This is a genomic window from Leifsonia sp. NPDC080035, assembly GCF_040050925.1.
Classification (GTDB): domain Bacteria; phylum Actinomycetota; class Actinomycetes; order Actinomycetales; family Microbacteriaceae; genus Leifsonia.
In genome coordinates this window covers 3381965-3403824 of record NZ_CP157390.1, presented here as the reverse complement: position 1 = coordinate 3403824, position 21860 = coordinate 3381965, and the positions used below count along the sequence as shown (strand labels likewise).

General features: G+C 70.7%; 22 protein-coding genes and 1 tRNA gene. 3 read left to right on the top strand and 20 right to left on the bottom strand.

All coding sequences use genetic code 11. The annotated features are described in order from the left end of the window. Positions 1-76 precede the first annotated feature (76 nt). The 7 genes from AAME72_RS16520 to AAME72_RS16490 all read right to left on the bottom strand — a co-directional run bounded on the left by AAME72_RS16520 (position 77) and on the right by AAME72_RS16490 (position 8246). Positions 77-628, bottom strand: coding sequence for a YceI family protein (locus AAME72_RS16520; protein WP_348787624.1), 552 nt, complete (start codon positions 626-628; stop codon positions 77-79). Between the two features lie 104 nt (positions 629-732). After that, positions 733-1935 (bottom strand): glycoside hydrolase family 3 N-terminal domain-containing protein, encoded by a 1203-nt coding sequence (locus AAME72_RS16515; RefSeq protein WP_348787623.1) that lies wholly within the window; start codon positions 1933-1935, stop codon positions 733-735. Positions 1936-1951: 16 nt separating this feature from the next. Continuing rightward, positions 1952-2899 (bottom strand): carbohydrate ABC transporter permease, encoded by a 948-nt coding sequence (locus tag AAME72_RS16510; RefSeq protein ID WP_348790163.1) that lies wholly within the window; start codon positions 2897-2899, stop codon positions 1952-1954. A 62-nt stretch (positions 2900-2961) separates the two neighbouring features. Continuing rightward, a complete protein-coding gene (locus AAME72_RS16505; protein WP_348787622.1) occupies positions 2962-3912 on the bottom strand; it encodes a sugar ABC transporter permease in 951 nt (316 codons plus the stop codon). Between the two features lie 79 nt (positions 3913-3991). Next, positions 3992-5368 carry an extracellular solute-binding protein gene (locus tag AAME72_RS16500; protein ID WP_348787621.1) on the bottom strand — a complete coding sequence of 459 codons (1377 nt, stop codon included), beginning with the start codon at positions 5366-5368 and terminating at the stop codon, positions 3992-3994. A 44-nt stretch (positions 5369-5412) separates the two neighbouring features. Then, positions 5413-7086, bottom strand: coding sequence for an alpha-amylase family glycosyl hydrolase (locus AAME72_RS16495; protein WP_348790162.1), 1674 nt, complete (start codon positions 7084-7086; stop codon positions 5413-5415). A 143-nt stretch (positions 7087-7229) separates the two neighbouring features. Continuing rightward, the gene (locus AAME72_RS16490; RefSeq protein ID WP_348787620.1) at positions 7230-8246 is read right to left on the bottom strand and encodes a LacI family DNA-binding transcriptional regulator; all 1017 of its coding nucleotides are present in this window, start codon (positions 8244-8246) and stop codon (positions 7230-7232) included. Positions 8247-8322: 76 nt separating this feature from the next. Between AAME72_RS16490 and AAME72_RS16485 the strand changes: the two genes are divergently transcribed. Further along, positions 8323-9156, top strand: coding sequence for a UbiA family prenyltransferase (locus AAME72_RS16485; RefSeq protein WP_348787619.1), 834 nt, complete (start codon positions 8323-8325; stop codon positions 9154-9156). On the opposite strand, the gene AAME72_RS16480 is transcribed toward AAME72_RS16485, so the two are convergent. Then, a complete protein-coding gene (locus AAME72_RS16480; RefSeq protein WP_348787618.1) occupies positions 9138-10526 on the bottom strand; it encodes an MFS transporter in 1389 nt (462 codons plus the stop codon). The two genes, AAME72_RS16485 and AAME72_RS16480, sit on opposite strands and share 19 nt — an antisense overlap. Before the next feature lie 64 nt (positions 10527-10590). Here AAME72_RS16480 and AAME72_RS16475 point away from each other — a divergent pair, with 64 nt between their 5' ends. Further along, a complete protein-coding gene (locus tag AAME72_RS16475) occupies positions 10591-11217 on the top strand; it encodes a hypothetical protein (protein WP_348787617.1) in 627 nt (208 codons plus the stop codon). After that, positions 11214-11420, top strand: coding sequence for a DUF6186 family protein (locus AAME72_RS16470; protein WP_348787616.1), 207 nt, complete (start codon positions 11214-11216; stop codon positions 11418-11420). The genes AAME72_RS16475 and AAME72_RS16470 overlap by 4 nt, the downstream gene beginning before the upstream one ends. Positions 11421-11436: 16 nt before the next feature. Here AAME72_RS16470 and AAME72_RS16465 read toward each other — a convergent pair whose 3' ends face one another. The 12 genes from AAME72_RS16465 to rpmA form a co-directional block, all read right to left on the bottom strand. Then, on the bottom strand, positions 11437-12744 hold the full coding sequence (locus AAME72_RS16465) for an LCP family protein (RefSeq protein WP_348787615.1): 1308 nt from the start codon (positions 12742-12744) through the stop codon (positions 11437-11439). Between the two features lie 71 nt (positions 12745-12815). Beyond that, positions 12816-14135, bottom strand: a complete 1320-nt coding sequence (locus tag AAME72_RS16460) for an LCP family protein (protein ID WP_348787614.1) — start codon at positions 14133-14135, stop codon at positions 12816-12818. 85 nt (positions 14136-14220) lie between these two features. Next, positions 14221-14811 (bottom strand): NAD-dependent epimerase/dehydratase family protein, encoded by a 591-nt coding sequence (locus AAME72_RS16455; RefSeq protein ID WP_348787613.1) that lies wholly within the window; start codon positions 14809-14811, stop codon positions 14221-14223. Between the two features lie 92 nt (positions 14812-14903). Then, positions 14904-14979, bottom strand: a tRNA-Ala gene (locus AAME72_RS16450). A 209-nt stretch (positions 14980-15188) separates the two neighbouring features. Continuing rightward, positions 15189-15566 carry a ribosome silencing factor gene (rsfS, locus tag AAME72_RS16445; RefSeq protein WP_348787612.1) on the bottom strand — a complete coding sequence of 126 codons (378 nt, stop codon included), beginning with the start codon at positions 15564-15566 and terminating at the stop codon, positions 15189-15191. A 28-nt stretch (positions 15567-15594) separates the two neighbouring features. Beyond that, the gene (locus AAME72_RS16440; protein ID WP_348787611.1) at positions 15595-16938 is read right to left on the bottom strand and encodes a hypothetical protein; all 1344 of its coding nucleotides are present in this window, start codon (positions 16936-16938) and stop codon (positions 15595-15597) included. Further along, the gene (gene nadD / locus AAME72_RS16435; RefSeq protein WP_348787610.1) at positions 16935-17537 is read right to left on the bottom strand and encodes a nicotinate-nucleotide adenylyltransferase; all 603 of its coding nucleotides are present in this window, start codon (positions 17535-17537) and stop codon (positions 16935-16937) included. The genes AAME72_RS16440 and nadD overlap by 4 nt, the downstream gene beginning before the upstream one ends. Positions 17538-17548: 11 nt before the next feature. Then, entirely contained in the window at positions 17549-17785 is a 237-nt protein-coding gene (locus AAME72_RS16430) for a hypothetical protein (RefSeq protein ID WP_348787609.1), read from the bottom strand. 73 nt (positions 17786-17858) lie between these two features. Next, a complete protein-coding gene (locus AAME72_RS16425) occupies positions 17859-19124 on the bottom strand; it encodes a glutamate-5-semialdehyde dehydrogenase (protein ID WP_348787608.1) in 1266 nt (421 codons plus the stop codon). Positions 19125-19144: 20 nt separating this feature from the next. Further along, positions 19145-19960, bottom strand: coding sequence for a glutamate 5-kinase (proB, locus tag AAME72_RS16420; RefSeq protein WP_348787607.1), 816 nt, complete (start codon positions 19958-19960; stop codon positions 19145-19147). Continuing rightward, positions 19957-21513, bottom strand: coding sequence for a GTPase ObgE (obgE, locus tag AAME72_RS16415; RefSeq protein WP_348787606.1), 1557 nt, complete (start codon positions 21511-21513; stop codon positions 19957-19959). Before obgE ends, proB begins: the two co-directional genes overlap by 4 nt. 79 nt (positions 21514-21592) lie before the next feature. Then, the gene (gene rpmA / locus AAME72_RS16410) at positions 21593-21850 is read right to left on the bottom strand and encodes a 50S ribosomal protein L27 (RefSeq protein WP_314149437.1); all 258 of its coding nucleotides are present in this window, start codon (positions 21848-21850) and stop codon (positions 21593-21595) included. Positions 21851-21860 lie beyond the last annotated feature (10 nt).

The window sequence follows — 21860 nt, the reverse complement described above, 5'->3', positions numbered from 1 at the left end:
TTCTCGGGTGAGAAGCGACAACGACGTGCCCTTCGAGGGATCGGGTGGATCCGGTGGATCCGATGGATCCGGTGGATCAGGCCTGCTGCAGGACCGCCTGCAGCTCGAGCGTGATGGTCACGTCGTCGCCGAGCAGCATGCCGCCGGTCTCGAGCGCCGCGTTGTAGGTGAGGCCGAAGTCCTCGCGGTTGATCTTGGTCTTCGCGGTCGCGCCGGCCTTGTAGTTGCCGTACGGGTCCTGACCGAAGCCGCCGAAGTCGAACTCGAACGTGACCGGCTTGGTGACGCCCTTGATCGTCAGGTCGCCGTCCACCAGGAACTCGCCGTCCTCGTGGCGCACGCCGGTGGAGACGAAGTCGATGGTCGGGAACTCCTCGGCGAGGAAGAAGTCGCCGGTGCGCAGGTGCGCGTCGCGGTCGGCGTTCTTGGTGTTGATGGAGGCGACGTGCGCCTTCGCGCTGACGGTGGACTCCAGCGGGTTCTCGGCGGTGACGAAGCTGGCGTCGAAGTTCTCGAACACGCCCTTCACCTTGCTGATCATCAGGTGGCGGATGCTGAAGCCGACCTCGCTGTGGGTGGGGTCGATGGTCCAGGTGCCGGCCTTGTAACCGGGGATGTCGATCGTCATTCGGTGGGTCTCCTTGGATCTGGTCTGTTGCGACAAGCCGTCGAAGTGTATGCAAGCGCATCGATCCGCCCACTATTCCGGAATCCGGAAAAAAAGTTGACGCGTCACCCCTGAGGGGCGAGCGAGCGGCGCAGCTGAAGCACCTTCCTGGCGTCCGCGTCGATCGTCGAGGCCGGGATGCGGCCCTGGCCCACCGCGGCGACGACCGCGTCGATCATCGCGCCAGGGTCCGTGCCCGCACCCTGCACCATCAGGATCATCGTGTTCCCGGCTGCCAGCGCCTGCACCGCGTTCGCGCCGGCGTCCCGGTACTCCGGCAGCCCGGTGTCCTGCAGCATCCGCATGTCGTCGGTGACGGTCACCCCGTGGAAGCCGAGCTCGTCGGCGAGGATGCGGTGCCAGGCGGGCGAGAGCGACGCGGGCCGCGCATCCACTCCTCCATAGACGAGGTGGCCGAACATGACAAGCTCGGCGCCCGCGCGCACCCCCGCCCGGAACGGCGGGGCGTCCTGCGCCGCCCAGCGCGCCCTGTCCACCGCGGCGGTCGGAACCGTCCGGTGTGAATCGGCCTCGGTCTCGCCGTGCCCGGGGAAGTGCTTGATCGTGCTGAGCACGCTCCCCCGCTCCCCGGTCACGGAGGCGGCGACACGGGCGGCCGCCGACCCGGGATCGGTCCCGAGCACCCGGTCGTAGATGAAGGACGACGGATCGGCGGTCACATCGGCGACCGTCCCGAAGTTCACGTTCACCCCGGCCTGCTTCAGCAGGGCCGCCCGCCGGGCGAACACGTCCTGCGTCGCCCGTGGCGGCTGTCCGCGCAGCTCCGACGCCCCGGGCAGCCCGTCCCACGGCAGCCGGGTCACGTCCCCGCCCTCCTCGTCGGTGCCGATCAGGAGCGGCAGGGACGGCTCGGAGGCGTTCGCCGCCGCGGTCTGCGCCGCGAGAGCCGCGGGGGTCGCCGGGATGTTGTCGCCCATCAGGATCAGTCCGCCGAGCCCGTAGCGGTCGGCGAAGGCGCGCAGCGCGGCGCCGTCCGTCCCCGGGCCGTGGAGGATGAACAGGCTCGCGACCTTCTGGCGCAGCGTCATGTTCGCAAGCCGCGCGTCCGCGTAGGCGGCCACCGGATCCGGCGTGGCGGTGGCGGTGGCCGTCGGCGTCGGCGACGGCGACGCGCTCGCCGCGCGGGCGCCCGCCGGATCGTCCACGGACCCGGAGGGTCGCGGAGCGGCGGCGCCCGCCGCGCACCCCCCGAGCGCGGCGGCCAGGGTCACGGCGACCGCCGCCGTGAACCACCGGGAACGTCGCATCCAGCGATGGTAGCCCTCAGCCCTTGACGGCTCCTCCAAGGCCGGCGCTGCGCAGGAACAGCCCCTGGAACACCAGGAACAGCACGATCGGGATGAGCGTCGAGATCGCCAGCGCGGCCAGGTACACGTCAAGCTGGATCGCCGCCTGCAGGGTCGGCAGCCGCACCGACAGCGGCTGGATGCCCGGGTCGCGCAGCACGAGCAGCGGCCAGAGGTAGTCCTTCCAGGCGGCGATGATCGCGAACACCGAGACCACCCCCAGGATGGGCTTCGACATCGGCAGCACGATCGAGACGAACAGCCGGAACGGACCGGCACCGTCCGTCCGCGCGGCCTCGAACACCTCGCGCGGCAGGTTGTCGAAGAACCGCTTCACCAGCACCAGGTTGAAGGCGCTCGCTCCGGCCGGCAGCCACACCGCCCAGAACGTGTTGATCAGCGACTGCCCGAGCAGCGGCGGGTTCAGGATGGTCAGGTACAGCGGCACCAGCAGCACCACCGACGGCACGAACAGCGTGCAGAGGATCAGCCCGTAGAGCACCTTGCCGTACTTCGGCCGGAGCACGCTCAACGCGTATCCCCCCGTCGTGGCGACGATGACCTGCATCGCCCACGAGCCGACGGCCACCCAGATCGTGTTCATGAACTGCACGTCGATGTGCACCGTCGACCACGCCGTCGACAGGTTCGCCCAGTCGACGCCGTTCGGCCAGAGCGCCATCGGGGTCTTCAGCGTGTCCGCGGTCGGGGTGATCGCCGACTTCGCGAGCCACAGCAGCGGTCCGAGCCCGACGATCAGGAGCACCACGAGGAGCAGCGCGTTGATCACCCGGCTGGAGACGCGGACCCCGGGGCGGCGACGGTCGGAGATCGAGAGGATGCCGCGGTCGCCGTCGTCCTGCGCGCTCCTGCGTCGCCGGCGGCGACGATCGCCGGGACCGCCCGGCCCGTCGCCGCCGGTCAACTGCTCGTCGGCGACGTCGGTGAGGACGCGGCGCACCTCGGGCGGGGTCTGGGTCGAGGTGGTCAATTCTGGCTCCAGGACTTGGTGAGGCGGAAGTAGACGAGGGAGAGAACGGCGAGGAAGGCCGCGAGCATCAGGCTGAGCGCGGTGGCGGCGCCGTAGTCGCCGCCGAGCGAGTTCTGGAACGCATAGCGGTAGATCAGCAGCAGGATCGTCACCGTCGAGTTCACCGGTCCACCCCCGGTGAAGAGGAACGGCTCGAGGAACACCTGCGCCGTCCCGATGATCTGCAGGATCAGCGTGATCAGCAGCACGCTGCGCAGCTGCGGCAGCGTCACATGCCAGATCTTGCGCCAGATCCCTGCGCCGTCCACCTCCGCCGCGTCGTACAGCTCCGGGGCGACCCCGGTGATCGCGGCCAGGTAGATGATGATGGTGCCGCCGGCCGCCGCCCAGGTCGCCTCGACCACGAGCGAGGGCATCGCCTGCGTCGCATCCTGGATCCACGGCTGCGGCGGGATGCCCACCCACCCGAGGATCGTGTTGAAGACGCCCGTAGGCCTCGCGTCGTAGAAGAACTTCCAGAGCAGCACCGCCACGACCGGAGGCACGACGACCGGCAGGTACGCGAGCGCGCTGTACAGGCCCTTCGCCCGCTTGACCTCGCTCATCAGGACGGCCGCGATCAGCGGGATCGGGTAGCCGAGGATCAGCGCGAGGAAGGCGAACCAGGCGGTGTTGCCGACCGCCGTCCAGAACAGCGGATCGTTCACCACCTGCACGAAGTTGTCCCAGCCGACCCACGTGGGAGCCGAGACGAGGTTGGTGTGCTGGAAGCTCATCACGACGCTGCGGACGATGGGCCACCAGGAGAAGACGCCGAAGATCACGAGCATCGGCACCAGGAACAGCAGGGTCGTGAGCCCACCTCCCCGGATCCAGGTGAGCGGGGTCCGCCTCGGGCGTTCCCGTGCGGCCGGCCGCGGGCCGCGTGGTCGGTCGATCGCTGTCATTGCGCAGGTCCTTCTGTGCGGGTGCCGGCGGGATGCGCGGTGCGGCGCATCCCGCCGGCGAGTGGCTACGTGCGAGTGGCTACTTGTCGGCGTCGACGAGCTTCTGGATGTCGCTGTCGACCTTGCTGAGCAGCTGGTCGACGTCCGCGTTCTTGTCCGTCAGCACCGCCTGGACGACCGCGTCGAGCGCGCCGTACAGCTCCTGGGTGTGCTTGTTCGGCTCGGGAACCAGATTCGCGTCGAAGATCGTGTCGGTGAACGGTGCCACGTTCTGCTGCGGCACGTTGATCTCGTCCTTGATCCACTCCATGTTCTGGTCGTAGGTAGCCTTGTCGAACACCGGCAGGGTCGGCACGCCGACCGGCTGACCGGACTTCACCAGCACCTTGGCGTCGGCGACGGCCTGGTCCTGGTTGAGCAGCTTCTGCATGTAGTAGAAGTCGATCCACTTCACGGCGGCCTCCTTCTGCTCCTGCGACGACTTCGGGCTGACCGCCGCGACGTTGCCGCCGCCGAGCACCCCGGCGTCCTTGTTGCTGCTGTCGATCGGCAGCATCGTCAGCCCGTAGTTCTTCGGGTCGACCGCGTTCTGCTGCACGAGCGAGGTCAGCACGTCGGAGCCGGACGGGTACATGGCCACCTGGCCGGCGCCGAAGGCCTGGTTGATCCCGCTCCAGTCGAGCAGGAAGTTGCTGCCGACCGAGTTGTCCTCCCAGCGGAGGTCGTGCAGCCACTGCAGCGCGTCCTTGGTGACCGGGTTGTTCGTGGTGACCTTCGTCGTGCCGCCGTCGACCGTCTCCATCCGGCCGCCGCGCGCGTACACCGTGGTGGTCAGCTCCCAGCCGCCGGTGTTGCCCTGCGTCATCTGCATGTAGCCCGCGACGCCCGGCACCTTCTGGGAGATGGTCTTCGCTGCCGCGCGGACCTCGTCCCAGGTCGTCAGCGGCTTGTCGGGGTCGAGCCCGGCCTTCTGGAAGATCTCGCGGTTGTAGGAGAGCCCCATCGCGTACGGGCCGTAGGGGATGCCGAAGATCTTGTCGCCCTGCTTGGCGACCGCGAGGACGTTCTCGTTGAACGTGTCGGCGTACGGCAGCTTCTTCACCTCGGCGGTGATGTCGGCGAGCTGGCCGGCCTGCAAGAGCGACTGGGAGTCGGTGAAGGGGACGTTGAAGACGTCGGGAAGGGTGCCGCCCGCGAGCTGCGTCGCGAAGGTCGGGCCCGTCCACTGGTACTCCTCGGACTTCACGACGATGTCGGGGTTCGCCTTCTCGAACTCCTTGACGCGGTCGTCGAAAGCCTTGAACGCGGCCTTGTCGCTGCCGGGGATGAGGCTGGCGACCGTGATGTGGACCTTGCCGTCGCCGGAGTCCGAGCCGGACGACGAGCATCCGGCCAGGAGCCCCGCTCCGGCGATCGTGACCGCGGCCACCGCCGCGATGGTGCGTGCTGACTTCATTGTCGGTGACGTTCCTTTCATTGAGTGGTGAGGTTCTCCGGCGGCTAGTGCTGTGTTCTGAGCCACGCCGTGGAGTCGGTGGGCAGCATCCCGTCGACGAGGGGACTGCTGCTGAGCAGAATCGCGGTGTGCTCCGGCAGCGCGACCGGGGCGTCCGACAGGTTGGTGACGTTCACGAAGCGCTCGCCGCGGTCGAAGACGAGCACGCCCGCCGGCGCCTCCCGCCAGGTCAGCGGGCCGTCGCCGAGGCCGGGCTCCGCTCGCCGGAGGCGCAGCGCCTGCTTGTAGAGCCAGAGCATCGACGACGGATCGCTCTGCTGCGCCTGGACGGTCAGCGCCGCCCACGAGGCGGGCTGCGGGAGCCACGGTTCGGCCGACGCGCCGGCGGGGCTGAACCCGAACGGGGACGAGAGCCCCCGCCACGGCAGCGGGACCCGGCAGCCGTCCCTCCCGGGGTCGACGCCGCCGGAGCGGAAGTGCATGGGGTCCTCGATGCGGTCGGCGGGCAGGTCCTCGACCTCGGGCAGACCGAGCTCGTCTCCCTGGTAGAGGTAGAGCGAACCGGGCAGCGCCACGGTCAGCAGAGCCGCCGCCCTGGCCCGGCGGGTGCCGAGGGCCAGGTCGGTCGGTGTGCCGCGTCGCTTCTTCGCGAAGGCGAACGAGCTGTCCTCGCGTCCGTACCTGGTCACCGGGCGCGTCACGTCGTGGTTGGACAGCACCCAGGTGCTCGGGGCCCCGACCGGCGCGTGCGCGGCGAGAGTCTGGTCGATGGAGGCGCGCAGCTCGTCCGCATCCCACGGCCGGGCCAGGAAGTCGAAATTGAACGCCGTGTGCAGCTCGTCCGGGCGCAGGTACTTCGCGAACCGGTCGATGTCCGGCAGCCAGATCTCCCCGACCAGCACCCGGGTGCCTGGGTAGGAGTCGGCGAGCCGGCGCCAGGACCGGTAGATGTCGTGCAGCTCGTCCCTGTCCTGGTTGGGATGCTCGCCGGGGCCGGGAGCAACCGGCACCTCCGGCAGCGCCGGGTCCTTGACCAGCAGCGCGGCCGAGTCGATGCGGACGCCCGCGACGCCGCGGTCGAGCCAGAACCGGAGGATGTCCTCGTGCTCCGCCCGCACGTCCGGGTGGTCCCAGTTCAGGTCGGGCTGCTGCGGGCTGAACAGGTGCAGATACCACTCCCCCGGCGTCCCGTCCGGGTTCGTGGTCCTGGTCCAGGTGTCGCCCGAGAAGTTGGATGGCCAGCCGGTCGGCATCTCGTCGCCCGCCGGCCCGCGTCCGGGACGGAACCAGAACCGGTCGCGCTCCGGTGCGCCGGGACCGGCGGCCAGCGCCGCCTGGAACCACGGGTGCTGGTCCGAGACGTGGTTCGGCACGACGTCGATAATCGTGCGGATGCCGAGCGCGAGCGCCTCCCGGATGAGCGCCTCGGCCTCGGCGAGCCTGCCGAACGCCGGGTTGATCTCGCGGTAGTCGGCCACGTCGTAGCCGCCGTCGGCGAGCGGCGATGCGTACCAGGGCGTGAACCAGATCGCGTCGACCCCGAGGTCGCGCAGGTAGCCGAGGTGCTGGCGGACACCGGCGAGGTCGCCCACTCCGTCGCCGTTGCCGTCCGCGAAGCTGCGCGGGTAGATCTGGTAGATGACCGCGCTGCGCCACCACTGGGCGTCGTCGGCCGGTGCGGGCACGGTCGCTACGGGCGCGGCGTTCTCGCCGGCCAGCACGGAGAGGTCCACGGTGAGCCCTTCGCTGGATGCGACCCCGGGCGGGGTCGGCGTTGCTCACCGAATGTAGCTATCGCGACAGAATGACGCAAGAACTAAACAATACGCAATTGGTTTGCGTACATTTGCGCTGAATTGCGCTACGCGGCCGGGACTCTCGCCGGTCCCGTCGAGCCGCGCACCACGAGTTCCGGCTCGAAGAAGAGCTCGTCCCTGATTGCTGAGTCGCTCGAGATCTGCCGCAGCAGCAGCTCGATCACCGTGCGGCCCATCGGCTCGATCGGCTGCCGGATGGTCGTCAGCGGCGGCTCCGTGCAGTTCATCAGCGCGGAGTCGTCGTAGCCGACGATCGAGACATCGCCCGGCACCGAAAGGCCGGCACGGCGGACGGCCCGTATCGCGCCGAGCGCCATCGGGTCGCTGGCGCACACGATCGCCGTCACCCCCGCCGCGAGCAGCCGCGTCGCCGCGGCCTGCCCGGCCTCGAGCGAGTAGAGCGAGTTCACCACGAGGCTCTCGTCCAGCTCCCCGCCCCAGCCTGCCAGGATGCGCCGAGCCGCGGCGAGCTTCCGCTGCGAGGGCACGTGGTCGCGCGGCCCGAGCAGCATCCCGATCCGCTCGTGCCCGAGCGAGCGCAGGTGGGTGAGCGCCTGGGCCGTGGCGACCGAGTCGTCGCAGGAGACCGTGGCGAAGTGCAGCGCGTCAACGGGCGCGTTCACCAGCACCGTCGGCAGGTGCAGGTCGGCCAGCCGGGCATAGTGCTCGTGCGACGCGTCCTGCTGTGCGTACGCGCCCCCGACGAAGACGACCCCGGAGACCTGCTGCTGCAGGAGGAGCTCGACGTAGTCGGCCTCGGAGATGCCACCCGCCGTCTGCATGCACAGCACGGGCGTGTAGCCGTTCTGCGCGAGCGCGCCGCCGATGATCTCGGCGAACGCCGGGAAGATCGGGTTCTGCAGCTCGGGAAGGACGAGCCCGACCAGGCGAGCGCGCTCTCCGCGCAACTTGCTCGGCCGCTCGTAGCCGAGCACATCCAGCGCGGTCAGCACCGCCTGCCTCGTCGCGTCCGAGACCCCCGGCTTGTCGTTCAGCACGCGGCTCACCGTCGCCTCGCTGACCCCGACCTTGCGCGCGACCTCCGCGAGACGTTTCGACATGCCCACAGTGTACGCAATTCCTTGCAGGAGAGCGCAAGCCCTTTGCAAGCCGCCCATCCCGGCCTACGATGACGCCATGGCGAACAAGCCCGTCTCCCTGCTGCTCGCCAGTCACCCGGGCCCCACGCTCGTCGTCACGGTCGTCGCCGCCGGCCTCGGCGTCGGCCTCGGCTACCCTCCGGCGCGCCTCGCGCTCCTGGCGTTCGCGATCCTGCTCGGCCAGCTCTCCATCGGCTGGTCGAACGACTGGCTGGATGCAGCGCGCGACCGCTCGGTCAACCGAGCCGACAAGCCCGCCGCCCGCGGAGACATCCCGGTGACCGTGGTGCGCGCGTCCGCGTTCGTCGCGCTCGCCGCGGCCGTGCTCGTGACCGCACCGCTCGGCTGGGCCGCTCTGGCCGCGCACGCCCTCGCGATCGCGGGCGGCTGGGCCTACAACCTCGGGCTGAAGCGCACGGCGGTCTCGTTCGTCCCCTTCGCGGTCAGCTTCGGCATCCTGCCGGCGATCGCGACGCTCGGCCAGGCCGAGCCGGCCTGGCCTGCCCCGTGGGTGCTCTCCGCGGGCGCACTGCTCGGGGTCGCCGCGCACATCACCAACGTGCTGCCCGACCTGGCCGACGACGCCCGCACCGGCATCCGTGGGATGCCGCACCGGCTCGGTGCACGCAGCAGCGGCATTCTCGCCTTCTGCTGCCTCGCGGTGGCGACCGGACTGGTGGCCCTCGGCCCCGGATTCCCCGTGCGGCCGCTCCTGGTCGCCGGCCTCGTCATCGGGCTCGCCGCCGCGATCGCAGGGATCGCCCTGGTGCTGCGGCGCAGCCCCACCCGGCTGCTCATGCAGCTGATCATGACCTGCGCGATCGTCGACGTCGCGATGCTGGCGCTGGCCGGTCAGTCCATCACAGTCTGAATGGGCTCCGCCGCAGGCTCGTGGTTGCGGATGCCGATCGCCGACACCACACCGCCAACGATCAGCAGGCCCGCCGTCGCGAGCATCGCCCTGTGCATCCCGTCGGTGTCCAGCTGCTGACCGATGATGATGCCCGCCATCGCGACGGTGATCAGCCCCGCGATGCGGGAGACGGCGTTGTTGACGGCCGAGCCGATCCCCGCCTGCCCGGGGTGGATGGAGCCGAGGATCGCGCTGGTCAGCGGTGCGACCGTCATCGACAGCCCGACACCGAACAGCAGGACGCCGGGGAGGAGGTTGAACCAGTAGTCGACGTGGGTGCCGAGCAGCAGCATCCAGAGGAAGCCGGCGGACGCGACGATGGGTCCGACTCCCATGAAGAACCGCGGTCCGTACTTGCCCGCCAGCCCGCCGAAGAAGCCGGAGAGCAGCAGCATGCAGATGGTCGAGGGGATGAAGACGAAGCCGGCCACCGTCGCGGAGAAACCGACCACCTGCTGCAGGTACAGCGTCACCATCAGCGGCCCGAACGACAGCGCGCCGTACACGAACGCGGTCGCGAGGTTACCGACCCAGAAGTTGTGGACGCGGAACAGCCCCATCGGCAGCATCGGCTGTTTCACGCGGGTCTCGGCGACGAAGAAGCCGATGAGGGAGACCACGCCGACCAGGAACGGGATCCACACCCGCGGGCTCCCCCAGCCGTACGCGCCCTGCTCGATGAGCGCGAACACGGTGCCGGCGAGGCCGATGGAGCCGAGGACGGCGCCGAGGATGTCCACGCGCCCTCCGCTGCCGCTGTCGCTCTGCCCGAGCGTCAGCATCAGGATGAGCGTCACGGCGATCGGGATCACGTTGATGACGAACACCCACCGCCAGGACAGGGTGTCGACGAAGATGCCGCCGATCACGGGGCCGGCGATCATCGCGATGCCCGTCCACGCCGTCCACCGGCCGATCGCCTTCGCCTGGGCCGCGCCCTCGAACGTCGAGATGATGATGGCGAGCGAACTCGGCACGAGCAGGGCGCCCGCGACGCCCTGGAGGGCGCGCGAGACCACGAGGAACGGGCCGTTCGGCGCGAAGGCGCACAGCAGCGATGTGACGAGGAAGCCGATCAGGCCCGCGTACAGCACGCGCTTGCGCCCGAACACGTCCGAGAGCGAGCCCGCGATCAGGATGAGCGAGCCGAGCGTGACGAGGTAGGCGTCCACCACCCACTGCTGCAGCGGAAGGCCGCCGCCGAGCTCCTTGTCGATGGCCGGAAGGGCGACGTTGATGACCGCGCCGTCGAGGAAGGCGACGAAGCTCGCGAGGATCGCGACGAGGAGGACCCGGAACTGCAGCGATGTCATTCTGTCCCGGGCCATGGACTCATTCAACGTCCCCGGCATGGCCGCGCGCAAGCCGGGGGCACCGGCGTAGGGTGACCTCGTGTCGCAGGTGCCACGCCCCGTCCCCTCCTCCCGCCCGCGCCGGGTGCGGGCGGACGTGCTCACCCGGGTCGGCTGGATCGGCGTCCTGCTGCTGACCAGCGTCTTCCACTTCGTCCGTGGCGCGCCCGTCGACGGCGTCATCTATGCCGCGGGCGCGGTCGTGCTGGCGCTCGACGGGCTCGGCTGGCTGCGCATCCCGTTGCGCCTGCGCGCGGACAGGGACACCGTGCGCAGGCGGGTCGCCGCCGGCGTCCTCATCGCTGTCGCGTCGCTCACGCTGGCCGTCACGCCGCTGTACAGCGGAGCGGACACCGCGATCGTCGTCGGACTGGGCGTGCTGCTGCTCCCGGTCGCCTGGGCGAACCGCCCAGGACCTGCCGCGGACACCGACCGCGCTGCGCTGCGCCGGGCCGCGATCGCCTGGTCCGTGCTCATCGCGGCTGGCTGCCTGTGGGAGGTGGGCACGTTCTTCCTCGGCCGCGGGACTCCGGGCGGCATCACCGACTTCCCCGCCCTCTCCGACCTGACCGACCCGCTCGTCGCCTGGCCGCCCGCGCGCGCGGTCCTGGTGGCGTGCTGGCTCCTCGGCGGCTACGCGCTGGTGCGGAGGGGGTGGGCGCGGTGAGGGCCGTGACGATCGCCGGCTTCGTCCTCTGCGGCGTCCTGATCGTCGTGCTCGTGGTGCAGTCGCGACGGCGCCCGCTGCGCAGGGCTCCGCTCGGGACGCTGCTCGACCGGGTGATGACCGACCGGGCGGCCCGGGTGACCATCCTGCTGTTCTGGTGGTGGATCGGCTGGCACTTCCTCGCGGTCGCCCCGGTGCCGTGACCCGCCTTGCGCCCGCCTAGTCCTCGACGCGGCCCTTCGCACAGGTCTGCTGGGCGGCCGTCTGGCCGGTGACGGTGTCCGGCAGCGTTCCGTCGCTGCCCGGCGTCGACGGTGCCGACGGGGATGACGAGGCGGAACCGGGCGCAGGGGTTCCCGGCGTCGGCCCGGTCGTCGCCGGCGCGCCCGTGCCCGGTGCACTCGTGCCCGGCGCGGGCGTGCTGCCCTGCTGCGGCTCCGCCGCGCGACCGGGAGCGCCGCTCAGTCTCAGCGGCCGGTCGGCGACCAGCGCGGCACCGACCGCGGCGGCGGCGGCCTCGTCGGGGACGACCCGGTTCGGGTCGTCGGGATCGTCCACCACCGGGTACTGCAGGAACACCATGTTCTCCAGCCCCGTGTTCTTCACCGCCAACGCGATCTGCACCAGGGTGGTCGGGTTGCGCAGGGTGTCGGACGGCGTGATGTTGGCCACCGCGGCCTTCGCGAGCGCGTAGAGCTTCACCGGGTCGCCCAGAACCCCGCCGTTCACGATCTTGCGGGCGAGGGCCGAGAGGAACACCTGCTGGCTGCTGATCCGGGAGAGGTCGCTCGCGTCGCCGACGCCGTGCCGCGACCGCAGGAACGACTGCGCCTCCGCGCCGACCAGGGTGTGCTCCCCGGCGGACAGATCCAGCGCGGGATGCGTCCGGTTGTCGCGCATCGGCGACGCCAGGCACACGGTGACCCCGCCGACCGCGTCCGACAGCGCGGTGACACCGGCGAAGTTCACGACCGCACCGAACGGGATGTCGAGGCCGGTCAGCTTGGACACGGCGAGCACCACGCAGGAGAGCCCACCGTCGGAGAGCGCCGTGTTGAACTGCGCGAAATGCCCGGAACCGCTTGCGGGATCGGAGCAGTCCGGCAGCTCCGTCATCATGTCCCGGGGGAAGCTGACCACGGCGGCGCTTCGGTGGTCGGCGGCGATGTGCAGCAGCATCGTGACGTCGTTGTGGCCGGCACCGCCCTCCGCCTGATCCGCCGGGTTGTCGTACGGACCGCCGAGGCCCTCGCGGCTGTCGGTGCCGACCAGCACCAGGTTCACACCGCCCTTCAGCGCGCCGACGTCGGGGATGTCCTTCTGCGTCCCGCCGCCGAGCTTGCTCAGGGTGACGCCGGGCTTCACGGACCGCGCGACGTCCCACACGCCGTAGGCGGCGACACCGGCAGCGGAGAGCACGAGGACGCAGACGGCGATGCCCACCAGGCGGAGCGCGGAGCGTGCAGCGCTGCGTGGTGCGAGCTTCCCGTGGCGCGCGATTTCGGGATCGTGCGTTCGGTCGACCATGACCAGACACTATGCCCGGGAAACCGCTGTCCACGGAGACCTCCGGGCGGATTGCCAGGTCGCCCGGAGCGTCAGTTGTTGCCCTTGGTGCACGTCTGCTGGGCCGCGGTCTGGCCGGTGACCGTGTCCGGCAGCTCGACGGCACCGGTTCCCGTGGGTGTCGGCGTCGGCGCTGCACCGGACGGCGGCGGCGTGGCTGTGTCCGTGGAGGGAGGCGGGGATCCCGTGTCGGTGGGAGCGGGCGTCGCCGTCGCGGTCGGGTCCTCGGCCGCCCTGCCGGTGCTGCCGGTCAGCTTCACGGGCTGGTCCTTCACCAGGGCCTCGTTAACCGCCTCCGCCGCGTACGACGGAACGACGCGGTTGACGTTGTCCGGATCCCCGACCGTCGGGTACTGCAGGAACACCATGTTCTGCAGCCCGGTGTCCTTCACCGCCAGTGCGATCTCGACCAGCGTGGTCGGGTTGCGCAGCGACTCGGAGGGCGTCACGTTGGCGACGGCCGCCTTCGCCAGGGCGTAGAGCTGCACGGGATTGGCGAGCACACCGCCGCTGACGATCTTGCGGGCGAGCGCGGAGAGGAACACCTGCTGGTTGGAGATGCGGCCGAGGTCGCTGCCGTCGCCGACGCCGTACCTGCTGCGCAGGAACGAGAGCGCCTCGTCGCCGACGAGGGTCCTGTTGCCGGCGGGGAGGTCGAGCGGCGGGTTGGTGTGCTCGTCGACCACCGGGGAGGCGAGGCAGACGGTAACGCCCCCGACCGCCTTGGACATCGCGCTGACCCCGGCGAAGTTGACCGTCGCCGCGAACGGGATCTGCACCCCGGTCAGCTGCTCCACGGTGAGCACCGCACAGGCGAGGCCGCCGCGGGAGAGCGCCGTGTTGAACTGCGCGTTGTCGGAGCCGTACACCGTCCCGTCGCCGTTCGGCGCCGGGCAGTCCGGGATCTCGACCATCATGTCGCGTGGGAAGCTGACGACCATCATGCTCTTGTGGTCCTGCGCGATGTGCAGCAGCATCGTCACGTCGTTGTTGCCGGCGCCGCTGCTCGCGTCCTGCTCCTCCGGGAGCTCGTAGATTCCGCCCAGCCCGGAGCGGCTGTCCGTCCCGGTCAGCAAGAGGTTCACACCGCCCTCGATGGCGCCCACGTTCGGGATGTCCTGCGGCAGTGCCGAGTGACCGGGCAGCGCGACCAGCTTCACCCCGGTCTTCACGGACCGGGACACGTCCCAGACCGCGTAGGCGGCGACCGAGACGGTGCTGACCAGCGCGACTGCGACCACACCGGCGAGCAGTTTCGCGACCGACGACGCGACGCGCCGCCGCGGCAGCCGTCCGTGACGCACGGCCGGTGAACCCTTCGCGCGCTGGTGTCGGCGTGGCAGATCGGTCATCCCGGCCTCTCGCGTTCGGAACAGGGTGCTGCGCCAAATCCTACCGACTGGTCGGCCGCCAGCCGTTGCATCGGCGCGGGGCGGGTCAGCGATCCACGATGGTCCTGATGCCGCCCGGGCCCCGGAGCGCCTCCATCGTGCGACGGGCAGCGGTGTCGATCTGCACGCGCGGCCCGTCGGGCAGCGCGTCGGGGTAGAACGTCCCCTCCCCGTAGAACTGCCCGTAGCGCAGCACGACCGAGCCGTCGCTGAAGCCGAGCACGGTCCGTTCGAGCTCGGCGACCGCGTCAGCCCCCTCACCGGGAGGCAACGTCCACGCGATGCTCTGAGCGATCACGCGGTCGGTGCCCGCGGCCGAGGCGGCGCGGAGGAGGTTGCGCGTCCCCTCGATTCGGATCCGCGCGTTCGCGGGTCGGAAGTCGCCGAGCTGCGCCGCCGAGTCCGGTAGGTCGGTCAGCTCGTGCAGCACGATGTCGGGGCGGAAGGCCGTCACCGCCGACACGAGCCCGTCGGCGTCGTAGACGTCTGCGACGAGGGCCGTAGCGCCCTGCGCCTCCAGCGCGCCCGACTTCGCCGACGACCGGGTCATGCCGAGCACCTCATGCCCGTCCGCGACCAGCAACGGAACGAGGCGGCTTCCGATGACGCCGGTGGCGCCGGCGAGGAATATGCGCATCCGTGAATCATAGGGCGGGCGACGTCCGACGCCACGTCTCCCCACCAACGACGAAGCCCGGCTCTCGCGTCTCGCGACAGCCGGGCTTCTGTTGGTGGATCTGAGGGGACTCGAACCCCTGACCCCCTGCATGCCATGCAGGTGCGCTACCAGCTGCGCCACAGACCCGTATGAAATTACCGTTCGTTTTCCCGGATGCTCTCCGGGGCAACTCATTCAGCGTACTACACGCCCGCGGCGCGACGAAAATCGAGCGGGCATCCCGGGCGTGTACACACCGGCCGAGCCGACGAGAGGTCGCGACACGCCGCGTGCGCTCGCGCGTGGCGGCATGTCGCGACCCCTCGATCGCCGGAAGCAGGTGGCGCGGCGGGTGGCTACTCTGCGCGCTCGTGGACCGGGAGCTCGACCGGGATCACCGGGCAGTCCTTCCAGAGCCGCTCGAGCGCGTAGTACATGCGGTCCTCCTCGTGGAAGACGTGCACGACCAGGTCGCCGAAGTCGAGCAGCACCCAGCGGCCCTCCGCCTTGCCCTCGCGGCGCAGCGTGCGGACGCCCGCCTCGTTCAGCCGGTCCTCCACCTCGGACGCGATCGCGATCACGTTGCGCTCCACCCGACCGGAGACGAGCAGGAAGGCGTCGGTCAGCGGCAGCGGCCCCGAGACGTCCAGCGCGACGGGATCCGAGCCGCCCTTCGCGTCGGCGGCCGCGGCCGCGATCTGCAGGATGTCCCGGGCGTGCTGGGATGCGGTCACAAAAGGTCCTTCGGGGTCGAGCGGGTCATCAGAAGAGGTGGAGCGCGTACGCGGCGACCAAGAGGCCGATGACGCCGACGGCGAGGACGCCCGCGACCACCATCAGGACGACGGGCAGCGTGTTGCCGCGCTTCTTGGGAGGGGTGATCACGCCACGGGTGGAGGTGTGCGAGCTGATCGCGCGCGACGCGCGCACCGGCGCCACCTCGGACGTGTTGAACTCGTTCTCCTCGCCGTCGAGGAGACGGTCGATGTCGGAGGAGTCGATGCGGTCGGGGTGCGCGCCGGTGGCGCCGAGGCCGCGCGGGAGGTCGATCGAGCCGGTCACGAGGATCTCACCAGTGCTGGTGAGCGGACCGGTCGCGTCCGCCTGAGGCAGGCTCGGCAGGATGAGCGCGTTCGTCGTGGTCGCGGCCGTCGAGTGGGCGACGTTGCGCGAGGTCACCGGCGCGTTCTTGTCGTCCAGTTCGGCCGCGGTCGACCAGTGCCCGGTCGGCGGGGTGAAGGGACGACGCTCCTCGGGCGACGCGGCGGGCGCATCCGGCGCATCCGGCGCCTCGACACCGGCGGCGGGCTTCTCCTCGTCCTTCCACGGCGTCGGGATGCCCAGGGCCGTGAACGCGGAGGTCGCCGACTGCGTCACCGCGGTATCGGGGCCGTTCGACGGCCGCGCCGGAGCGGCACCGGCCGGAGCGGCACCGGCGGGTGCATCTGCACCGCCCGCGCTGAACGGCCACGCCGTCTTCACGCTGGTGTCACCGGACGGTGCGGCCGGTGTCGGTGCGGGCGCCGGGGTCGCGGGAGCGGCCGCCGGCGCGTCGTCGTCGGGCGTGAAGGTCACGGGGAAGACGGCGTCGGTCACCGGAGCGGCGTTGTTGACCTGCTGGTTCGCCTCCTGGGCCTGCAGCATCGCGCGCAGTTCCCGACGGGTGAGCGTGCGCTCCCCCGCCGTGGAGGGCGTGGCAGGCACGACGCCGACCGGCTGCGTGACCGGCTCGGGCGTCGAGGGGTCCGAGACCTGCCGGAACAGATCGGGTGCGGGCGCTGCGTCGTCGCGCTTCGCGGGCCCGGCACCGGAGCCGGAGTCGAAGACGAGGTCGTCGAAGCCGCCGGAGCTGCTCGTGGGACGGCTCGGGCTGTGCACACCGGGATCGGCGAACGCGGTCGCCGGGATGGCCGGCGCCTCATCGGTCGGAGCGGGCCGCTCGGGCTCGCCGGCGCGGAAGCTCGTCGTGACATCGGGGATCTCGCCCGCCGGCGTCGGTTCGGCGGTGCCGGCACGACGTGCCGCCTGCCGTTCGCTCTCTCGAGCCTGCCGCCGTGTCTGAGGCGGCTGGCTCGCATTCGATGGCTGTTCAGGCCACAAACTCATGCCACGCTCCGATACAAGTGGTGTTTGGAGATGTACTGTACGACGCCATCAGGTACGAGGTACCAGACCGGGAATCCCCTGCTCACCCGGCTCCGGCAGTCAGTGGACGAGATCGCCAGGGCCGGAACTTCCAACAAGCTTACGTCCTGTTTCGGCAATCCAGAAATACTCAAGTCATGTCCCGGACGACTCACAGCAACGAAGTGTGCGAGCTTCCAGAGCTCCTCAACATCGCGCCAACTGAGGATCTGGGCGATGGCGTCGGCTCCCGTGATGAAGAACAGTTCGGCGTCCGGCCGTTCCTCGTGCAGATCGCGGAGCGTGTCGATCGTGTACGTGGCGCCCGCGCGGTCGATGTCGACGCGGCTGACCGTGAAGCGCGGGTTGGACGCGGTCGCGATGACCGTCATCAGGTACCGGTGCTCGGCGGGTGTGACCGCACCCTTCTGCCAGGGCTGCCCGGTGGGGACGAAGACGACCTCGTCGAGGTCGAACGACTGCGCGACTTCGCTGGCGGCGACCAGGTGGCCGTGGTGGATGGGATCGAAGGTGCCGCCCATCACGCCGATGCGCGGGCGGCTCTTCTCCGTCAGCTCCATGCCGCGGCGGCTCAGTGTCCCTGGGTCGGGTGCCCGGTGCCGTGGTGGGTCGCGCCCGGGGCGCCAGCGTGGCTTGCCGCATCCGCCGCCGAGCGGTGGCCGTGGCGGTTGGCGACGTCCTTGTAGCTCCAGCAGACGCCGAGGAGAAGCAGGAAGACCACGATGGCGATGACGCCGAAGGCCCACGTGGGCATCGGCAGTTCGACGTGTGCCTCCGCTGCGGCGAGGACGGTCGTCAGGTGGGACATCGTGTTCGTTCCTTTCGGTGCGCTGTATTTCGAAGGCGCTGTGGCGCGAAGCCGGATCCAGTCTAGCGGTCGGTCACGCGCGGATCTGACCCGACCCGCGCACGATCCACTTGGTGCTGGTGAGCTCCGGAAGCCCCATCGGGCCGCGCGCGTGCAGCTTCTGCGTGGAGATGCCCACCTCCGCGCCGAACCCGAACTCGCCGCCGTCGGTGAACCGGGTGGACGCGTTGACCATCACCACAGCGGAGTCGACCTCGTTCAGGAACCGCTCGGCGTTCGCGAGGTCGTTGGTCACGATCGCCTCGGTGTGCTGGGTGGAGTACCGGCGGATGTGCGCGATCGCCGCATCCAGGTCGTCCACCACGCGCACCGAGATGTCGAGGCTCATGTGCTCGGTCGCGTAGTCCTCCTCGGAGACCGCGACACCGCCCGGCGCGTATGGCAGCGCGGTCTCGTCCGCGTGGATCGTGACACCCGCATCCGCAAGCGCGCCGAGCACGGGCGGGAGCAGCCGCTCGGCCGCCGCGCGGTGCACCAACAGGGTCTCGACGGCGTTGCAGACGCTCGGCCGCTGGACCTTGGCGTTGCGCACGATGTCGACCGCCCAGTCCTCTCGCGCGCTCTCGTCGAGCAGGATGTGCACGACACCAGCCCCGGTCTCGATCACCGGCACCGTGGACTCGGTGACGACGGTGCGGATCAGGTCGGCGCTCCCCCGCGGGATGAGCACATCCACGAAGCCGCGCGCGCGCATCAGCTCGGTTGCGCCGTCGCGGCCGAAGTCGTCGATCGTCTGCGCGGCGTCCCCGGGGAGGCCCGCGGAGGCGAGCGCGTCCTGGATGACGCCGACGAGCACCCGGTTCGTGTTGATGGCCGCGCTGCCGCCACGGAGCACCACGGCGTTGCCGCTCTTGACGGCGAGGGCCGCGATGTCGACGGTGACGTTCGGCCGCGCCTCGTAGATGGCGCCGACCACGCCGAAGGGCACCCGCACCTGGGTGATCCGCACGCCGTTCGGCAGGGCGCTCCCGCGGACCGCCTGACCGACCGGGTCCGTCAGGCCGACGACGTCGAGCACCGCGTCGGCGAGGCCCTGCAGCCGCGTCGGGCTCAGTGTGAGCCGGTCGAGCAGGCCGGTGCTCAGGCCGTTCTCGCGGCCGTTCGCCAGGTCCAGCTCGTTGGCGGCGAGGATCTCGTCCGCCGCGGCGAGGACGCCATCGGCGATCGCCCGCAGCGCGGCATCCTTCCGATCGGTGGTGGCGGTGGCCAGCTCGATGGACGCGCGCTTCGCCGCGCTCAGCCGTTCGGCGAGGGTCGTTGCTGCGGTGGTCTGCGACATGCGTCAATTCTAGGGCGCGGCTAGGACGCGGCGGCGGCGTCCTCTGCGGCGGTGGCCGGTGCCGGTGCGAACCAGGTGCCGACGGGCTCGCCGCGCAGCGCCTCGGAGACCAGCGACGTGGCCGTCAGGATGACGGCCGTGCCGCGCTCGGCGGCCTGCCGGGCCGCGGACACCTTCGTGAGCGCACCGCCGGTGCCGACGCCGGAGAGCCCGGTCGCGCCGATCTCGACGCCCTCGAGCCCGTCGTCCCAGCCGACCTGGGCGATCCGTTCGGCGCCGGGCTCCTGCGGCGGCTTGGTGTACAGCGCGTCGACGTCGGAAAGCAGCACGAGCAGGTCCGCCTCCACCAGCAGCGCGACGAGCGCCGCGAGCCGGTCGTTGTCGCCGAAGCGGATCTCGTGGGTCGCGACGGTGTCGTTCTCGTTGACGATGGGCAGGATGCGCAGGTCGAGCAGCCGCTCCATCGCCCGCTTCGCGTTGCTGCGGTGCGTCGGGTTCTCCATGTCGCCCGCGGTGAGCAGCACCTGGCCGGCGACGATGTCGAACCGGTCGAGGCTGTCCTGGTAGCGGTAGATGAGCACGTTCTGCCCGACGGCGGCCGCAGCCTGCTGCGTGGCGAGGTCGGTGGGCCTCGCCTCCAGCTGGAGATACGGGATGCCGGTCGCGATGGCGCCGGAGGAGACGAGGATGACCTGGGTGCCGCGGCCGTGGGCCTCGGCGAGGGCGTCGACCAGCGGCCCGATCTGTCCCGCGTTCTCGCCGCTGATGGACGAGGAGCCGACCTTGACGACGATGCGTCGGGCGGCGGGGACCTGGCTGCGGTCGTCGATCGTCATTCCCTGCCCGTCTCCTCGCTCTCGGCCTCGTCGGCGGCCGCGTCATCGTACTCGTCGTCCTGCCAGAGGCCGGCCTCGCGCTCGCGGAGCAGCTCGGCGCGCGCCTCGGCCTTGGCATCCATCCGGTCGAAGTAGTCCTCGCGGCGCTGCGCGCGGGTGGGACGCGCGTTCACGTCGATGCGCGCGTCGCTGCCGCGCGGGGAGGTGATGAGCTCCGCGGTGGAGGTGAGCGTGGGCTCCCAGTCGAAGACGACGCCGTTGTCCCGGCCGATCACGACGGTGGAGCCGGCGACGGCGCCCGCCTTGACCAGCTGATCCTCCACTCCCAGCTTGGCGAGCCGGTCGGCGAGGTAGCCGACGGCCTCGTCGTTGGCGAAGTCGGTCTGCGCCACCCAGCGCTCGGGCTTGGCGCCCAGGATCCGGTAGACCGGGCCGTCGGAGCCGCCCTCGACCTTGACGACGAAGCCGGAGTCGTCCACGGCCTTCGGCCGCATCACGATACGCGGGCGCGCCTCCTCGATGGCGGCCTGGGCCTTCCGTGCCTCCTCGACCAGTTCGGCGAGGGCGAAGGACAGCGGACGCAGCCCCTCGTGGCTGACCGCGGAGATCTCGAAGACGCGGTAGCCGCGGGCCTCGAGGTCCCCTCGGACGAAGTCGGCCAGCTCCTTGGCGTCCGGCACGTCCACCTTGTTCAGCGCGATGAGCTGCGGCCGCTCGAGCAGCGGCGGCTGGCCCTCCGGAACGGGGTACGCGGCCAGCTCGCCGAGGATGACCTCGAGGTCGCTCAGCGGATCGCGACCGGGCTCGAGGGTGGCGCAGTCCAGGACGTGCAGCAGCGCGGAGCACCGCTCGACGTGCCGCAGGAACTCGAGGCCGAGGCCCTTGCCCTCGCTGGCGCCCTCGATCAGACCGGGGACGTCGGCGATCGTGTAGCGCACGTCGCCCGCCTGAACGACGCCGAGGTTCGGGTGCAGTGTGGTGAACGGGTAATCAGCGATCTTCGGTTTGGCCGCGGAGAGCGCCGCGATCAGGCTGGACTTGCCCGCGGACGGGTAGCCGACCAGCGCCACGTCCGCGACCGTCTTCAGCTCGAGGAGGACGTCGCCCTCCCAGCCCGGCGTTCCGAGCAACGCGAAACCGGGCGCCTTGCGCTTCGGGTTGGCGAGGGCGGCGTTGCCGAGGCCGCCGACGCCGCCGGGTGCGACGACGATGCGCATCCCGGGCTCGGTCAGGTCGGCGAGCTCCTCGCCGTCGGCCGACTTCACGACGGTCCCGACGGGCACGGGCAGCTCGAGGTCCTCGCCGGTGTGACCGCTGCGGTGGTCGCCCATCCCGAACCCGCCGTTGTCGCTGGAACGGTGCGGGTGCCGGTGATAGCCGAGCAGGGTCGTCACCTGCGGGTCGGCGACCAGGACGATGTCGCCGCCGTCGCCGCCGTTGCCCCCATCGGGGCCGGCGAGCGGCTTGAACTTCTCGCGACGGACGGAGACGCACCCGTTGCCGCCGTTGCCGGCGCGCAGATGCAACGTCACGCGATCCACGAACGTTGCCATGGGTACTGCTCCTAACGCTTGCTGAAAGACGGATGGGCGGGCCGAAGCCCGCCCATCCTCACGTGGTTGTGGCCGAGGCTCAGACCTCGGCGGCCACGATGTTGACGACCTTGCGGCCGCCCTTGTTGCCGAACTCGACGGCGCCCGCCGCCAGGGCGAACAGGGTGTCGTCGCCACCGCGGCCGACGTTCACGCCGGGGTGGAAGTGGGTGCCGCGCTGGCGGACGAGGATCTCGCCGGCGTTGACGGTCTGGCCGCCGAAGCGCTTCACGCCGAGGCGCTGCGCGTTCGAGTCACGACCGTTGCGAGTGGAGCTCGCTCCCTTTTTGTGTGCCATGTCTTCTTCT